At 54.5% G+C, this 15165-nt stretch carries 14 protein-coding genes; 11 read left to right on the top strand and 3 right to left on the bottom strand.

The genetic code is table 11. From position 1 onward, the window contains the following. The first annotated feature begins 112 nt into the window (after positions 1-112). Complete coding sequence (locus WMW72_RS18980) at positions 113-961, top strand: sugar phosphate isomerase/epimerase family protein (RefSeq protein ID WP_341417115.1); 849 nt, start codon at positions 113-115, stop codon at positions 959-961. A 102-nt stretch (positions 962-1063) separates the two neighbouring features. Beyond that, entirely contained in the window at positions 1064-1690 is a 627-nt protein-coding gene (locus WMW72_RS18975) for an NUDIX domain-containing protein (protein WP_341417114.1), read from the top strand. Here the strand turns inward: WMW72_RS18975 and WMW72_RS18970 are convergent. Beyond that, positions 1662-2267, bottom strand: coding sequence for a P-loop nucleotide/nucleoside kinase family protein (locus WMW72_RS18970; RefSeq protein ID WP_341417113.1), 606 nt, complete (start codon positions 2265-2267; stop codon positions 1662-1664). The genes WMW72_RS18975 and WMW72_RS18970 overlap by 29 nt on opposite strands. Positions 2268-2380: 113 nt before the next feature. Here WMW72_RS18970 and WMW72_RS18965 point away from each other — a divergent pair, with 113 nt between their 5' ends. The 5 genes from WMW72_RS18965 to WMW72_RS18945 all read left to right on the top strand — a co-directional run bounded on the left by WMW72_RS18965 (position 2381) and on the right by WMW72_RS18945 (position 6718). Beyond that, positions 2381-2785, top strand: coding sequence for a GNAT family N-acetyltransferase (locus tag WMW72_RS18965; protein ID WP_341417112.1), 405 nt, complete (start codon positions 2381-2383; stop codon positions 2783-2785). A 73-nt stretch (positions 2786-2858) separates the two neighbouring features. Beyond that, positions 2859-3044 carry a hypothetical protein gene (locus tag WMW72_RS18960; protein WP_341417111.1) on the top strand — a complete coding sequence of 62 codons (186 nt, stop codon included), beginning with the start codon at positions 2859-2861 and terminating at the stop codon, positions 3042-3044. A 319-nt stretch (positions 3045-3363) separates the two neighbouring features. Then, the gene (locus WMW72_RS18955) at positions 3364-4341 is read left to right on the top strand and encodes an AraC family transcriptional regulator (RefSeq protein WP_341417110.1); all 978 of its coding nucleotides are present in this window, start codon (positions 3364-3366) and stop codon (positions 4339-4341) included. A 139-nt stretch (positions 4342-4480) separates the two neighbouring features. Continuing rightward, on the top strand, positions 4481-5380 hold the full coding sequence (locus tag WMW72_RS18950) for an SDR family oxidoreductase (protein WP_341417109.1): 900 nt from the start codon (positions 4481-4483) through the stop codon (positions 5378-5380). 129 nt (positions 5381-5509) lie between these two features. Then, positions 5510-6718 carry an MFS transporter gene (locus WMW72_RS18945; RefSeq protein WP_341417108.1) on the top strand — a complete coding sequence of 403 codons (1209 nt, stop codon included), beginning with the start codon at positions 5510-5512 and terminating at the stop codon, positions 6716-6718. Positions 6719-6908: 190 nt separating this feature from the next. Here the strand turns inward: WMW72_RS18945 and WMW72_RS18940 are convergent, their stop codons facing one another. Together WMW72_RS18940 and WMW72_RS18935 are read right to left on the bottom strand one after the other, a co-directional pair. Next, positions 6909-7184 carry a hypothetical protein gene (locus tag WMW72_RS18940; protein ID WP_341417106.1) on the bottom strand — a complete coding sequence of 92 codons (276 nt, stop codon included), beginning with the start codon at positions 7182-7184 and terminating at the stop codon, positions 6909-6911. Between the two features lie 53 nt (positions 7185-7237). Then, on the bottom strand, positions 7238-8173 hold the full coding sequence (locus tag WMW72_RS18935) for a phosphotransferase (protein ID WP_341417104.1): 936 nt from the start codon (positions 8171-8173) through the stop codon (positions 7238-7240). 376 nt (positions 8174-8549) lie between these two features. Here WMW72_RS18935 and WMW72_RS18930 point away from each other — a divergent pair, with 376 nt between their 5' ends. From WMW72_RS18930 to WMW72_RS18915, 4 genes are all read left to right on the top strand, one after another. Further along, on the top strand, positions 8550-11099 hold the full coding sequence (locus tag WMW72_RS18930; protein WP_341417103.1) for a TPM domain-containing protein: 2550 nt from the start codon (positions 8550-8552) through the stop codon (positions 11097-11099). Between the two features lie 302 nt (positions 11100-11401). Continuing rightward, positions 11402-12778, top strand: coding sequence for an MFS transporter (locus WMW72_RS18925; protein WP_341417102.1), 1377 nt, complete (start codon positions 11402-11404; stop codon positions 12776-12778). 306 nt (positions 12779-13084) lie between these two features. Then, positions 13085-14698 carry an FAD-dependent oxidoreductase gene (locus tag WMW72_RS18920; protein WP_341417101.1) on the top strand — a complete coding sequence of 538 codons (1614 nt, stop codon included), beginning with the start codon at positions 13085-13087 and terminating at the stop codon, positions 14696-14698. Then, complete coding sequence (locus WMW72_RS18915) at positions 14695-15036, top strand: 4Fe-4S binding protein (protein WP_341417099.1); 342 nt, start codon at positions 14695-14697, stop codon at positions 15034-15036. The genes WMW72_RS18920 and WMW72_RS18915 overlap by 4 nt, the downstream gene beginning before the upstream one ends. The last annotated feature ends 129 nt before the right edge of the window (positions 15037-15165 follow it).

Raw genomic sequence — 15165 nt, 5'->3', positions numbered from 1 at the left:
AAAATCATAATTTTCATGATCTTTACGAGTACTGGTGTATGCTATGATGAGGGAGGAAACAGACCGAATATGCATGTTTCAATTCCCTGGGAAATCAAGGAGCGTGACAAAGATGTCTTATCTTTCAATCAGTACCTGGAGCCTTCACCGCCTGCTGGGTCCGCTGCGCTGGACAGGCTGGGACACGGCGAGTCGTGTCCATCTTACACGTGAGCAGGATCAGCCGCAAGTCCTCGCTTTGCTGGAGCTTCCAGCAGAAGCTGCCAGAAGAGGATATCAGGCTCTGGAAGTTTGCCATTTTCATTTTCCATCGACGGAAACTGGCTATCTCGAGGAGCTGCGGCAGGCATTCGTGGCTGCGGGTATCCGCTTCGATACGTTGCTGCTCGATTACGGCAATCTGACGGATACCGATGCGCTTCGCCAGGAAGCGGATATTGCCCTGATCCGCAAGTGGATTCAAGTAGCTTCCCTGTGTGGGGCTAAGCAAATTCGCGTGATAGCCGGCGAAGCTCCCCCGACCGATGAGGCGGCGATCCAGCTATCCGCCGGGGCCTTGACCGAGCTGCTGGAATTCGCTGCACCGCTGGGTGTTCAAGTGGTTACCGAGAATTTTCGCCAGCTGACCTCCACAGCGGCAAGCTGTCTGCAGCTAAGGGAAAAGACGGGCCATGCACTGCCTCTGATTACGGATTTCGGCAACTTTCAAGGAGCGGCTAAATATGAGGAGATCGGAATGACGACACCGTACAGCGTCTCCATTCATGTTAAGCCCAAGTACGATGAGCAGGGCATACCAGACGAGCAGGAGCTGCAGCTTTGTCTGCGGGCGGTAGCAGAAAGCGGGTATAGGGGAGCTTACGTGCTGATTTACGACGGCCCGGGGGACATGTGGGAAGGCTTGGAGCGGGTCCGGCGCCTGGTAGAGCCTTATCTGCAGCCGTCCTCAGCCCATCTGTAAACGGTACCGGCCAGAACCTAGCATCTGTACAGGCTACATTCAGGTCATCCTAGGCTTCCGCGAACGTACGATGTGTACGTGATGGGAGCTTTTTTTTGCTGCATGAGAAACTGGCTTGTATGGTATAGTGAGGAGGACGTTAATCTTACATACACCGAGGTGGCAGGAGTGGAAGCGAAATTTTGCATGGTCTGCGGACATGCACTGGAGAATCGCGATGTAGACGGTACGCTGCGAAGAGCCTGTACGCAATGCAGCTTCGTCCATTGGGGCAATTACAGCATCGGGGTCGGGGCACTGGTCGTCCGGGAAGGCAAGGTGCTGCTCGTCCGAAGAGCGCAGGAGCCGGGCAAGGGATACTGGACGAATCCAGGGGGGTATATCGAGCAGCTAGAGCCGATTCAGGAGACTGTGGAACGGGAAGTCATGGAGGAAGCGGGAGTCGAGGCGACCGTACAGAGCATTATCGCTCTGCGTGATCTGCCCCGCAGCATCCACAATGTGTATATTGCCTTTGCGATGGATTACGTCTCCGGCGAGCCGCGTCCTGATGGCGTCGAAGTCGACGATGCGGGCTTCTTCAGCCTTCAGGAGATGGAGACGATGAACGTCGCCAGCTTTACCCGCTGGCTCGTCGATGCCGGGTTCCAGGCACAGACGGCCGGGTTAACGATGGACCGGGAGCCCGCGTGGGAGCAGCTCAAGGGGCATGGCTTGTTCCGAATGTAAACTGTGTGACGGCTGCCAGCTTGTCCGGGGTCAGCGGCCCCGAGTTGTCAAACTCCAGCAGGGCGGATGAAGGCACCGGCCATTGGATCGTCCGGCGGCCCAGCGACGGGCGGAAGTTGTCCCAGTTGTCCAGCTTCCATACGTCGAGTATGGAGGCTCTTTGCTGAATCCGCTCGCGGTAATCGCCGTCGTCCGGCAGGTAGACGCTGATGACCTTCAGGTCCACGTCCTGCAGAGTGGCTTCGATACGGGCCAGTTCTTGTTCCGGCCACTGAGGGTCCGCCGTCTCCCGGGTAAAGGGGCCGACGACGAGGGCGTCGAGGCCGAGCTGCGTATTCTCCAGCACCGCATCCATCGTGATCCGGTACCCGAGATCGCGGCAATACGTCTTGTACACGGGGGAATCGCGGTCATTCGGATCAAGGCCCGAGATCGTCATGATCGTCTCGGCGGCGGGCCGCAGCAGCGTATCCATATCGAACAAGGGCGTGCGGCTGCTGCGCGCGAGTGCTTTGGCTAAAGTCGTCTTGCCTGCCCCGGCAGGGCCGACAATAAATAGTATTTTCGGTTTTGTCACGGCAAAGCCTCCCTCAGTTAGCGGTATTCTTAAGATACATTATAAGGCCGGCGGCGGCTGATCTCCAGAGCGGAGCAAGCCGGGCGCCGTCATGTTCATAGGAGGCCGAGCAATTGGACATCAGACGCATCAGCAAGGAAGACGCCTGGCAGATCAGGCATGAGGTTATGTGGCCGGACCGGGAGCTTGACTACGTGAAGCTGCCCGATGATGGCCAAGGCATACATTACGGCCTGTTTGTCGAGGGGAGGCTTGTTTCGGCGGTCTCGTTATTCGTGGAACAGGATACGGCTCAATTCCGCAAGTTCGCCACCTTGGAGCAGGAGCAGGGCAAGGGTTACGGCAGCAAGCTGCTGTCCCATGTGATGAACGAAGCCCGTGCCCAGGGAATCGGCAGAATCTGGTGCAATGCGAGACAATCCAAGGCTGGCTTCTACGCCAAGTTCGGATTGAAGGAAACGGATCAGCGGTTTGCCAAGGGTGGTATTGAGTACGTGATTATGGAAACTTCGACTTAGTGAAATAAATCACATGACTAGAATGCTATCTGTGCTATGCTTAACTCATAAGAAAGAGAAGGAGTGAGCCCAGATGAAAAACAACCGCGAAGCGCTGATCACGAAAAATTATATTCAGTTCTGCTACACCTGCCAGAAAGCCCATGAATGTGTCACCGAGAAGCAATGCATGGACTGTTGGGTCGAAAAAGGCGTCGCTCCTGCCGAGCTGCTGGACGAGAACGAGACTCAGCGGCTGCTCCGCGAATATGCGGAATAGCTGGGTCCTGGCCCGGCGTCCGCCGCGGACCCCAGTCACTTGAAGACTCATAGCCTAGGCTATGAGTCCGCTCTACTGAATAGGTTTGCATCCAAAACCGGCCCCATCCAGTATGGGGCCGGTTTTGGTATTGCTAGCTAGGGAATAATCGAACGATCACCGGATTCAAACCGCTGTAAGAGGTGCAGCGTCCATGATTTTGGTGGGATAACCCGAAAAAGATAATGCGCCCTCAGAAAAGGGGTCTCGGTACTAGGACAGAAATATAATAAATATGCAAAAATAGATGGATGGAACCATTGGAGGTGCTTTTGTACGTATGACGATCCAATCCGAACATACACCGGCTACACCTGCGAATGGTAGCATCAAGGATTCGCTTGCTGTAGAAACCATTCGCTTGGCAAGCCTGATTAGTGGCCAAGCTCCCTATGAGGGTTCCTTTAGCCAGCGTATTCCTGGTTTGTCCGTGAGTCGTTATTCTCGAGCTACTAAGGACGATATGAAATCCTTCGACTTACCCTCCTTGTTAATCGTTGCTCAAGGGGCTAAGACCGTGACAGTAGGGCAAGAGGTCTATCCTTTCAAGCAATCGCAAATCCTTGTGCTTCCAGTTGCGCTGCCGATTTCCTTGAAAATCACACACGCTAGCCACTTGGAACCTTATCTAAGTGTGAAGCTGGTTCTTGACCCGCATAAAATTGCTGAATTAGTCCTCAGGGTATATCCACAGGGTGTGCCTGCCGTAACAAAATGGAGCGCCGGTTATGTTCTTAGCGCCGATGCAGCAATGATTAACGCTGCATCAAGACTTGTAGCATGCTTGAGCCATACTAGCGATGCTGAATTGCTCGGCCCCCTTGTCATGGATGAGATTTTGATACGCGTCCTGCGCAGCCCTATTGGAGCTCGGATCGCTGAGCTTGGTTTTGCAGGTTCGGAAGCGAATTTAGTTACGAAAGCGGTCGCTTGGCTCCGCAATCATTTCTCCCATCCCATGAAGGTTGCGGAATTGGCTGACATGGTACATATGAGCGAGTCTACTTTTCGTGTGCACTTTAAGTCCATGACTTCCATGAGTCCCTTACAATATCAAAAAGCGCTTCGTCTGCATGAAGCGAGACGGTTAATGGTATCTGAATTCATGGACGCGACAACTGCATGCAATCTAGTAGGTTATGCTAGTCCCTCGCAATTTAATCGAGATTACAGCCGCTTTTTTGGAAGTCCGCCTAAAAGAGACGTTGTAGGATTACGTCAACAAGTGACTCCAGATTCGAATCTTCCGTTGGAATAGGCAACAAGTGAAGCAGAACAGGCAATTATCGGAATCGTATGCGTACTAAAATAAACGTAGTCTTGTAACCACGAATTCCGATGACCGTTGATCATTTCGCCGGTTCAAGCAGAACTAACATTCGGAGGAGGATTTCATTGTGCGTATTTTTGTAACTGGAGCGACAGGTTTTATCGGCTCTGCTGTTGTCAGTGAATTGTTAAGTGCAGGGCACGAGGTCCTGGGTCTGGCTCGCTCGGATGAAGCGGCTGATTCTCTTCTTAAAGTCGGAGCATCTGTACATCGTGGTTCTTTGGATGATCTCGAAAGCCTGAGAAGCGGTGCGGAAGCATCGGATGGTGTCATTCATACGGCTTTCAACCATGATTTTTCGAACATGGCAGCTGCTGGAGAAACGGACCAACGTGCCATTCAGACTTTCGGTGCAGCGCTTGCAGGTTCAGGTCGTCCTCTGGTTGTTACTTCCGTGATTGCTCATCTTGCACCAGGTCGAATCGGCACAGAGGAAGATGCTACCGATGGCAACACGGCAGGCAAGCACCGCATTGCTTCTGAAGAGGATGCTCTAGCCCTGGCTTCACAAGGCGTGCGTGTATCCGTGCTCAGGCTCCCGCCTTCGGTACACGGCGATGGAGACCGCGGCGGTTTTGTTCCGGCGTTAATTAATGCCGCTCGGCGTACAGGTGCGGCAGCCTATGTGGGCGAAGGTTCAAACTGCTGGTCCGCTGTGCACCGACTGGATGCGGCACGACTTTACCGACTGGCACTTGAGTCTGCTCCAGCAGGCTCCAAGCTGCATGCCATCGGCGAGGAAGGTGTGTCTATTCGCGAGCTGGCACAAGTGATCGGCCGTCGCCTGGAGTTGCCTGTAATCAGCAAGTCGATGGAAGAAGCTCCTGGCCACTTTGGCTGGCTGGCGCATTTCGCTTCGCAGAACATACAGGCTTCGAGTCAGCTGACCCAAGAACTGCTCGGGTGGAAGCCAGAGCATGCAGAACTGCTGCGTGATCTGGAAGGGGATTATTATTTTAAAAACTGATTGAGAACGACAAGTAGTGTAGGATCGTCCTACGGCATAGCTTTGAACGGTCCCCTTCCGCTAATTCAGCGAAGGGGGCTTTTGATGTAAGCCCTGCACGGGCATCATCTTTAAAAAAGAGGTGTTCTTATGAAACAAGCAATCGTAGCTAACACTCCCGCAAGAAATTATACCTTCATGACCATCATTCTGTGTTGGGCAGGCATGGTGATCATGTCTAGTCTGTACGTGACCATTCCACTCATTTCCTTGTTCTCGGACACCTTTGGAGTATCTTCCACGCAGGCTGCAACTGCAGGGAGTATCTTTTCGTTGGGATTTGCGATAGGTTGCCTTATCTATGGTCCATTATCTGAAAAATATGGCCGCAAGAAGGTTATTTTTATCGGATTAATTGCTTTAACCTGCATATCTTTACTTATTGGCCTGGTCCACGACTTTTCCTGGATCATCGTATTTCGAGGATTGCAGGGGGCAGCGGCCGCAACGTTCTCTCCTGTTGCGCTTGCCTATGCTGTTGAAATGTTCCCTGCGGAAAAACGGGTGACGTCGATCGGGTTCATTACAACTGGATTTATGGTTGCCGGTATCGTTGGACAAGTGATAAGTGGAATCATCAGCCAATATTATGGATGGAATGCTATTTTCTTTTTGCTGGCAGCGGTCTATATAGTTACTGCTGTTCTGGTCTTAAAATTCCTGCCGAAAGCGGATTTTCAGAATCCCAATTCCAGCATCCTGGAACCGATTCGAAACATAGGGAAATTATTTGCCCGTAAGAACCTCATACTCGCTTATTTCGTTGCGCTTGTTCTTTTGATGTCATTCGTAAGTATGTCGACGGTTTTGGGCACCTATTTGAGCGGCTTGACGTTTGGGTTAAGCGCACAGGAGATTTTATACGTTCGTTCTGCTGGTGTGTTAGGGATGCTGCTTTCACCCTTTGCAGGAGTGCTTGCTGGGCGTTTCGGCACACTGAAGATATTGCGTGGAGGATTATTATTAGCCATACTCGGGCTTGCCTCTTTAGGTCTAATCTCAAGCTTAACGTTGCTTGTGGTTATGAGCGTCATCTTTACGGCGGGCATTGCTCTTGTAGGTCCAGCTCTCATAACGCTTGTGGGTCAGTTTGGTGGAAAATTACGTGGTATTGCGGTATCTGTCTATACGTTTGTCCTATTCGGGGGAACGAGTTTAGGGCCAATTATTGCGATTCAGAGCATGAGAACGGGCAGCTTCGTGCTCACTTTTATTTTGTTGGCACTTGTGCTCAGCATCGGATTTTGGGCCGCTTGCCTAATTCGTAGCGATGCTCCTCAAGAGAGCGTAAGCGGTTGAATAAGCTATCGCGCAATCTCATATCGCTGTAGTGGAAAAAGGTCAAAAGACGCGGTTACCGCGACGCTTTTGACCTTTTTTCGTGGCTAGCCTCAGGGACATGCGTGGCTCGTCGGCCTTCACGGACCCATGCGGATTAGCCGAGCAATCCGCTGTATTTCCCCGTTATGAATACGGATTTGTGTAAACATTAACTTTCGGGCATCTGCCAGCCCTGCTCTTCATCCCAAACTACATCCGTGTCATCTAAGTGTACATGCCAATCTCCGCCATCCACGACTCTTCTAATTTCCGTCAAGCAATCCAACCAATGAAACAAAGCTTGAAGCATATCTTCAAGGTTATCAGACATGGGCAGCTTGGTTGAACCTGCAAAAATCTCTGTCGGGCTTTCCGGATCAGGATCATAGGCAGAGAAGGTTTCTCCCCTGTCATCCCATTCAAAATTGTTGTTATACCGATCCATAATGGCTGTGATCGCCTGCTGCTCATCGTTGGTAAGACCCTGGTCCCTCGTAACTACCCTACCACCATATCTAAATATTTTCTCAAATCCTCTTTAGCCTGTGAATGACTTGTCCAGGCACCTAAATTCCAGCTCATATACCGAAGCCCCAGATAGCGAGATGCGATTTGATAAAGCTGTTCAAAACGATGACTGGAAATCTCAATATTTGCATCTGCTAATACTTCTCTGTACTCTTCGATTTGTTGTTGGGTCCTACAGCGTAAAGGGACATCTAAAAATAGTGAACCATATCTTGTTTCTTCCCAATCAATAAAAAATACATCCGTATTATGTTGTACGAGGACATTTCCCGGGTTAAGGTCATTGTGTATTAAAGTTTGGCTCTGCTCGTCATGAATAACCATCTTCATATCTTCGGAAATAGTTGCAGCAACTGCCTCCACAGAGGACAGATACTCCCCAAAAACCTCTAGAAACGGCTCCTGCCTCTTCGCAGTTTCCCATTGAGGGAGCCATCGCTCGTTTACCATTTTTTCAATATGAAGACCGTCTGCTGCTGGTAACCATGATAATTCTTTTCTTTGTCCATAGTTAGAAATGTGAATGTGAGCTAATACTTTCGGTTCTTTTTTCTGAAGCGCATTCATATTTAGATTCGTATAATCTGTTTGAAAATCAACATCCTGTATGCAGAGCAATGAACGCTCTTCTTCGTCAGGAGCATGCGACAAAGAAAAGGGTACGTTTGCTTTTTGCGAGTAGAGCCTTGATAGCACGCGGCGTTCTATGCTCGTTGCTCTTTTGGAAATAAGGGACAAACTTCTGGCGGCTCCATCTGTTTTAAATTGCACATGATGGCGATTTAGATCAACCGCTTGCAAACCCATGTGAATGGGCTGGTTTTCCACGCTTAAAACTTCAGCGTTGGGATTTATAAATTTCCGTAGGGTGTTCTGTATCAGTTCGAAAGCATGGATATTTTTCAAATTTTATTCCCCCTTCTACGTACCATATTATACCATGAACTACCTGCAAAAATGGCAAAAGAAGCACATCATGGAGCTAGGACTGGCCTTCACAACGAATACAGGATTACGATCAAGTCTTCACAACGCACACAAACAGCTTGCTCTGGCGAGTTGCATAAGCCGGGGAGCATCTAGGTGACGGATGAGCCGACGACTGGTCTGCAGATGTAGGACATCGGCAGCTTGCTAGTGATCATGAACGGTCTAGTGGATGCCATACCACAGGGTAGGGCTTTTTGCGTGCAAGAAATAAAATAAGTCTTAAAACTTTCGCCAAAAACTAGCAAATTTTGCTATACTATCTGTAAAAGTCTTCAATATTTTGGAGGGTCACATGAAAAGAATCATCGCTTGGGTGCTATTCAGCATGCTGCTGCTCACGGCAGGGCTGGGAGTTGCCGGAGCCGCCACTATTCCCGTCAAGGGCAGTCAGCATGTGCAGGACGGTGCCGGGATGTTCCCCAAGGCGCAGAATCCTTCGCTGGAGAAGGCAGCCTCGCAAGCGCCGATGTATCCGTTCTATATCTTGACGGTCCGAAGCTTCGACGGGGAGAAGGGGGCCGATCTCGCCCGGCGGATTTATAAGGACTGGGAGCTGCAGGCCGATGATATTCTGGTCCTGATCTCCAAGGGCGAACGGCGGATCGAGGTGCACTTCAACAATGCCGACCTGCAGCAGCGGCTTGATGCGCTTCCTTCGGATTATGCAGGCAGCGGTTACGAGGGGCGGTCGATGCTTGATCAGATGATCGGCAAGCACTTCACGCCTCCGGCGAAAAAAGACGATTATGTGAAGGGCCTGCTCGCGCTGATCGAAGCTATGAACGCTCTGCCGCCCGTTCAGCCGGCAGCTGTGGAGGCCGGTGCGACAGCCGAGGAGCCTGCGGCTAGTCCCCCGCCGCAGGCAGCGGTGGAGGAAACCGCTCCCGAAGCTGTGACAGATTCTGTGGCAGATATAGTGGCGACCGATTCGGCACCTTCCTATGATTCTCGGTTCGACTGGGGGCCATGGCTGTGGAAGGGCGTGGCTGCCGGTGCGCTGTTGATTATAGTTCTCGTGCTGGTCATACGCGCCCTGATATACTTGTGGCAGCTACTCCGCAAGAAACTGGGGCTTAAGACGGCCGAGAAGTTGACGATCGAGCTGCTGCGCACCCGGGAACGGTTTGTGCTGCTGGCCGACTTGTACACCGCTCCGCCTGCCCGGAGATTGACCGGCGAGATCATGACTGAGCTGGAGATGCTGCTGCCGGAGGTTAGCAGGGCGATGGCCGAAATCACGGAAGTCCGGCTGTCGTATATGGTTTGGCCCGGTAAGGGACAGCGGACGCTTGCCCCCGCAGAGCGGCAGATCAAAGAGCTGGTTAAGCAAACAAAGCAGATCGTGTCACGTATAGATGAGTTGGCTGGCTGGGATCGGAACAATCCGAAGATCATCCTGGAGCTTGCCCAGCAAGCTGAACAGTTGAAGAGGCGGGCCACATCGGTCGCGACCTCGGGTACGCACAGTCTGGGGCACATGCTGACAGACCTGGACCAGCTACTTAGAGAGATCGAGCAAGTCCGGTTGCGTCAGATGAGCGACCTGTTCGACGCCAAGGAAGCCCTGGCGCCGGTCCAGCGCCGGATCGAGCTCTACGGGGGCTTGCTGAAGCGGCTGCCGGAGCTTGAGGCCTGGATGACCAAGGGGCCAGACAAGGTGGCGAACCTGCACGGCCGCATCGCGGATGTGATGGCCAAGAACGGGTTGAAGCCTGGAGAAATTGACCCCGAGGGGGCGGTGAAGCAGGCCCAGACGCAGGTTGAGCGTTACAAGACCGTACTGCTGGCCGGGGACCTTATCGCCGCCGCCGAGCTCAAGGAGAAGGCCGAGAGCGGGCTGAACGGGGCTTGGCAGGACCTCCGGAACCAGGTCCGGCTCAAGAAGAAGCTGGAGCCGGCCGTCCGGCAATTCGCAGAGCGGCTGCAGGCGCTCGAAGGCAAGCTTCAAAGGCTCCAGGGCGAGCTTGTGCTGCTGCAGAAGGAGTATGACATCTCGGTCTGGTCCTCCTTGCCTCAGGAATGTACCCAGCTTAGGATGTCGGGAGTTGAACTCGCGAACCGATTTGCCATCGTCAAGCGGCAGACAGCCGAGCAGTATTTCCAGCAAGCGGATGCTGAACTAACACGCTTGCAGGCGCTTTACGAGGATGTGGAGCCGAGAACGAGGCAGGCGCTTTCCGTGTACAGCGGAGCGGTACAGAGGATGGAGACGCTGCGCAAAGACATGGCTCAGGGCTGGAGCCGTTACCAGCGGATGGCCTCTAAGGCTTCCCGCGGCTTGCCGCTCCAGGCATATACGGCTGAGGCGTTGAATCGGCTGTCCGACACCATCGAGATGCAGAAGGGAACGCTGAATAAGCTGACGAACCAGCAGCCGTATCAGCCGCAGCGCATCGGCCAGGAAGTCCAGCAGTTTCTCCGAAATATTGAGGCTTACGAGTCCCATGTAACCCGCATGATCAGGGAGAAGGAGCAGGCCGAGCAGCGTATGCGGCGGATTCACTCCAGCTATAACTCCTCGTACTCCCGCGTTCGCTCACGCAGCAGACGTAGCTTATTTTCGACCAGGTACAAGAGCTCCATGGATCATGTCAACAAATTGATGGCAATGGGGCTGTATGCGGATGCGATGAGCCGAATGGCCGAGGCCGAGCGTTCCGTGCAGGAGCTCCGGTCGATTTACGAAGAGGAGGCTCGGGAAGAGCAGCGGCAGAGGGAGATGGCTCGGGAACAAGAAGGAGCCGCTAGAAGCTCTAGCAGTTCATACAGCAGTAGCGGCAGTTCGGGCGGAGACAGCTTCTCGAATGATAAATCAGGTTCAAGCGGCGGAGATAACTTTTAGCAGCGTGGGCGAGAAGCGTTCGACGGAACCGGCGGATCTAATCCAGGTCCCCCGGTCATGGGCCTTCAGGGGTAACCGCTTTGAGGTGGCTTGGCGAACCGCAAGTTCTGCTTCCCCCTGATGCCTGCTGACCGTACAAGTTAGACAATTGACAAAACTTCCAGCTCCGTGCTAGCTTAATGAGGTAATCTGCTTACCGGACGCGGAATAAGCTTACATAACTTAGCATAATGAGCGTAAGCCGGACTATGAATCCTTATTAGTTGCAACTGCAACAAATGATACGAAGGACGGATCTGACCATGATGACAACGAAGACTGAACCATCGTCACAGAAGCGCTTTTGGCTGATTACCGCTATCGCGCTGGGTACTATGCTGAACCCGCTGAATACGTCCATGATCGCCGTGGCGTTCTCCAGGCTGCAGGAGGAATTCGAGGTCGGGTACAGCGCCATTTCCTGGCTCATCGCGACCTACTATGTAGCGAGCGCTGTCGCGCAGCCGGTCATGGGCAAGCTCGGCGATTTATTCGGACGCAAGCGTTTGTTTCTGATCGGTCTAGGACTCGTGACCTTGTCCTCGATGCTGGCCCCGCTCTCGACCAGCATCGGCTGGCTGATGGCTTTCCGGGTCATCCAGGCGATCGGCACCTCGGCGTTATTTCCATCGGGGATGGGTATTATCCGCCAGGTCGTGACCACCAATCTGGCCCGGACGCTAGGCATCATGTCGATATTCAGCTCAACCTCGGCAGCGTTCGGACCGTCCGTCGGCGGATTCCTGCTGCATTATAGCGACTGGCCGGCCTTGTTCATGATCAACTTCCCGGTTATTCTGATTTCCTTCGTGCTGGCGGTGCGCTTGATGCCCAAGGATGGGGCCGCTAAGAAACCGGAAAACGGAGCGCTCGACGGGTGGGGCATTGCTTTCTTCATCGTGCTGATCGTCACCTGGCTGTTTTTCTTCCTCTCCATCCAATCAGGCATCAACTGGTGGCTGCTGGCGGCGGGGCTGGGACTGAGCGCCGGATTTTACGCATTCGAGGCGAAGCGCCGCCACCCGTTCGTGGATGTGCGCTTTCTGGCAGGAAATCGGCAGGTTACGCTCGTCTACGCGCAGTTTATTCTCGTGAACATTGTCTTCTACTCGGTAATGTTCGGTATCCCGTCTTACCTGCAGCAGGTGCGCGAATTCGATTCCCAGCAGGTCGGCCTGCTTATGCTCGCAATTTCGGGCTTCGGCGTAGTTGTCACTCCGCTGGTTGGACGCTGGATCGACCGGGCCGGGTCCAAAATTCCGCTGATCACCGGTTCGCTGATTGTGCTGAGCGGTACGTTGCTGCTGCTGACGCTTCACGACAACACCTCTCAGGTGTGGATTTTCTCCGTGCTGGCCGTACTCGGCATCAGCAGCGGCTTCCACAACCTGGGGCTGCAATCGACGCTGTACGCATCCGTCGCGACCACGGAGACCGGGATCGCCTCCGGATTGTTCATGACGAGCCGTTTTATGGGCACGATTCTTTCCTCCAGCTTGCTCGGAGCGGCCTTCGGACACGGGATCACGACTGGTAAGCTGCATGGTCTAGCAGTTGCCTGCGCGGTGATCAGCGTGCTGATTCTTTGGCTGTCCCTGCGATTGCCCGCACGGGCTGGGGCTGTCAAGCGAGCGAGTTGAAGCGGAACGGCGGAGTGTGTCCATCGTCTGAGAAAATGTCCCCTTTGCCTGGTGCTGATGCTCTTCACCAGAGGACCTCGGCGTAGCGATTGTACGGAGCATGCATCATGTCTATTTACGGGAGAGCTTCGTCACCGCATAATGGTTGACGGGCCGCCGGTTCAATGCTATAGTTCATATAACCAAGTATTTAACTAAGAATAGTAAGTGAATGGTCGACCTTTTCAGAGGAGACTTCCGCTTTTGCGTCTAACGCAAACCGGAAGTCTTTTTTATTTATCCGAGTAATGCAGGGGAGGCATGAAGATGAGTGACAACGGGGTACTTTTGCAAGCGGATGTGCTGGTCATCGGAGGCGGGCCGGCCGGTGCGTGGGCGGCTCTGACGGCTGCTGAGCAGGGAGCGGATGTGGTGCTGGTCGACAAGGGCTACTGCGGAACCAGCGGGGCGACAGCGCCATCCGGTACAGGCGTCTGGTATGTAGAGCCTGGTGAGAAGTCCCGCGAGGACGCGATGGCCAGCCGCGAAGGACTGGGCGGCTACCTGGCAGACCGCGGCTGGATGCAGCGAGTGCTGAACCGCACGTATGACAATATCAATCAGATCGCGGCCTGGGGCTACCCGTTCCCGGTGGACGAGGCGGGAGCTCCTCACCGCCGTAGTCTCCAAGGTCCCGAATATATGCGGCTGATGCGCCGTAAGGTGCAGAAGGCGGGCGTACGCATTCTGGATCACAGTCCAGCGCTGGAACTGCTGGCGGACACGCACGGGGTCGCGGGAGCGGCTGGCGTGAACAACCAGACGCAGCAGCCGTGGAAGGTGGAGGCTGCGGCCGTCGTCATCGCAACTGGTGGCTGCGCCTTCTTGAGCAAGGCGCTGGGGACCAATGTGCTGACAGGCGACGGCTATCTGCTCGCAGCGGAAGCGGGTGCGGACTTCTCGGGGATGGAGTTTTCCACGGCGTATTCATTGGCCCCGGCCTTCTCGCCCGTAACGAAATCGGCCTTCTATGTATGGGCGACCTTCTATTATGAAGACGGGCGCGTCATTGAAGGCGCAGGCTCGCAGCGGGGCCGGTCGGTTATTGCCCGCACGCTGTTGAAGGAGCCGGTCTACGCACGCCTGGACAAGGCGGATGATACGGTGAAGGCTGCGATGCGCCAGGCGCAGCCAAATTTCTTCTTGTCGTTCGACCGTCTCGGCATCGACCCGTTCACGCAGAAGTTTCCGGTGACGCTGCGCTTCGAAGGAACGGTGCGCGGCACCGGCGGCATTCATATCGTCGATGAGTCCTGCGCGACGAAGGTACCCGGTCTGTACGCCGCAGGAGATGCGGCGACGCGGGAGCTGATCTGCGGCGGCTTCACCGGCGGGGGCAGCCACAACGCAGCCTGGGCGATGTCGTCCGGCTACTGGGCCGGCGAAGGCGCGGCGGCCTATGCGCGGAGCCAGGGTCCACAGGCGGTTGGGCGCGGGGCCCGAGGCTTGTCCGAGGCGAGCGGGATTCCGACGCAGGCGTCGAAGGCCGCTGGGGCGGCTGATGCCGGCGAAATCGTCAAGGCCGTCCAGGAGGAGGTTTTCCCTTACGACCGCAACTGGTTCCGCAGCGGCGCGGGGATGCAGGCCTCGCTGGGCCGGCTGGAGCAGGTCTGGAAGGAAGTCCGGCAAGGTCTCAGCACAAGCGACGGCAACCCGGTCCGCGCACGCGAAGCGGCCGCGATGACGGCGACAGCCAGATGGATGTATACGAGCGGTCTGGAGCGCAAGGAGACACGGGGCATGCATCGCCGCGAGGACTTCCCGGCTCAGGACGCTGCCCAGCACTATCGGATTGTGAGCGGCGGATTGGATCGCCCATGGGCGAAGCCGCTGTCGCAGCCGTCCAGCCAGTCCGATATCCGGGAGGAGGTCAACGCATGATCGAGCTATTGAGCAAGGAACGGTGCATCAGCTGCAACCAGTGTGTGTCCGTATGCCCGACCAACGTCTTCGAGCGTACGGAGGGCGGCATTCCCGTCATCGCACGGCAATCGGATTGCCAGAGCTGCTTCATGTGCGAGCTGTACTGCCCGACGGATGCACTGTATGTAGCGCCGTTGGCCGATGAGCAGCTTGTGGCAGTGAATGAGGACGACCTGGCTGCACAGGGCTTGCTGGGCAGCTACCGGGAGCATGTAGGCTGGGGAAAAGGCCGGAAATCCACGGCATCCAGCGACGGCTCTTATATCATCTTCCAGCGGATGCGTGCGCTGCATTAAAAGTATACAAGGTGCGGTAGCGATGTAGTGGAGCTTGAAGCAAGTGATGAAAACAGAGACTTCCGTTTTTGCGAAAGCAAAGGCTGGAAGTCTTTTTCGCGTACCCGGGCCATCCCTCGGCTACCGGTT

This window comes from Paenibacillus filicis (genome assembly GCF_038070315.1).
GTDB lineage: Bacteria > Bacillota > Bacilli > Paenibacillales > NBRC-103111 > Paenibacillus_G > Paenibacillus_G filicis.
The sequence above is the reverse complement of the archived record's forward strand: the minus strand, read 5'-3'. Positions and strand labels throughout refer to the sequence as shown.

Excerpts from the sequence above, each read along its gene's own strand:
- WMW72_RS18980 (WP_341417115.1), top strand. The coding sequence starts at position 113 with ATGTCTTATCTTTCAATCAGTACCTGGAGCCTTCACCGCCTGCTGGGT.
- WMW72_RS18975 (WP_341417114.1), top strand. The coding sequence starts at position 1,064 with ATGAGAAACTGGCTTGTATGGTATAGTGAGGAGGACGTTAATCTTACA.
- WMW72_RS18960 (WP_341417111.1), top strand. The coding sequence starts at position 2,859 with ATGAAAAACAACCGCGAAGCGCTGATCACGAAAAATTATATTCAGTTC.
- WMW72_RS18955 (WP_341417110.1), top strand. The coding sequence starts at position 3,364 with ATGACGATCCAATCCGAACATACACCGGCTACACCTGCGAATGGTAGC.
- WMW72_RS18945 (WP_341417108.1), top strand. The coding sequence starts at position 5,510 with ATGAAACAAGCAATCGTAGCTAACACTCCCGCAAGAAATTATACCTTC.
- WMW72_RS18940 (WP_341417106.1), bottom strand. The coding sequence starts at position 7,184 with ATGGATCGGTATAACAACAATTTTGAATGGGATGACAGGGGAGAAACC.
- WMW72_RS18930 (WP_341417103.1), top strand. The coding sequence starts at position 8,550 with ATGAAAAGAATCATCGCTTGGGTGCTATTCAGCATGCTGCTGCTCACG.
- WMW72_RS18925 (WP_341417102.1), top strand. The coding sequence starts at position 11,402 with ATGATGACAACGAAGACTGAACCATCGTCACAGAAGCGCTTTTGGCTG.
- WMW72_RS18920 (WP_341417101.1), top strand. The coding sequence starts at position 13,085 with ATGAGTGACAACGGGGTACTTTTGCAAGCGGATGTGCTGGTCATCGGA.
- WMW72_RS18915 (WP_341417099.1), top strand. The coding sequence starts at position 14,695 with ATGATCGAGCTATTGAGCAAGGAACGGTGCATCAGCTGCAACCAGTGT.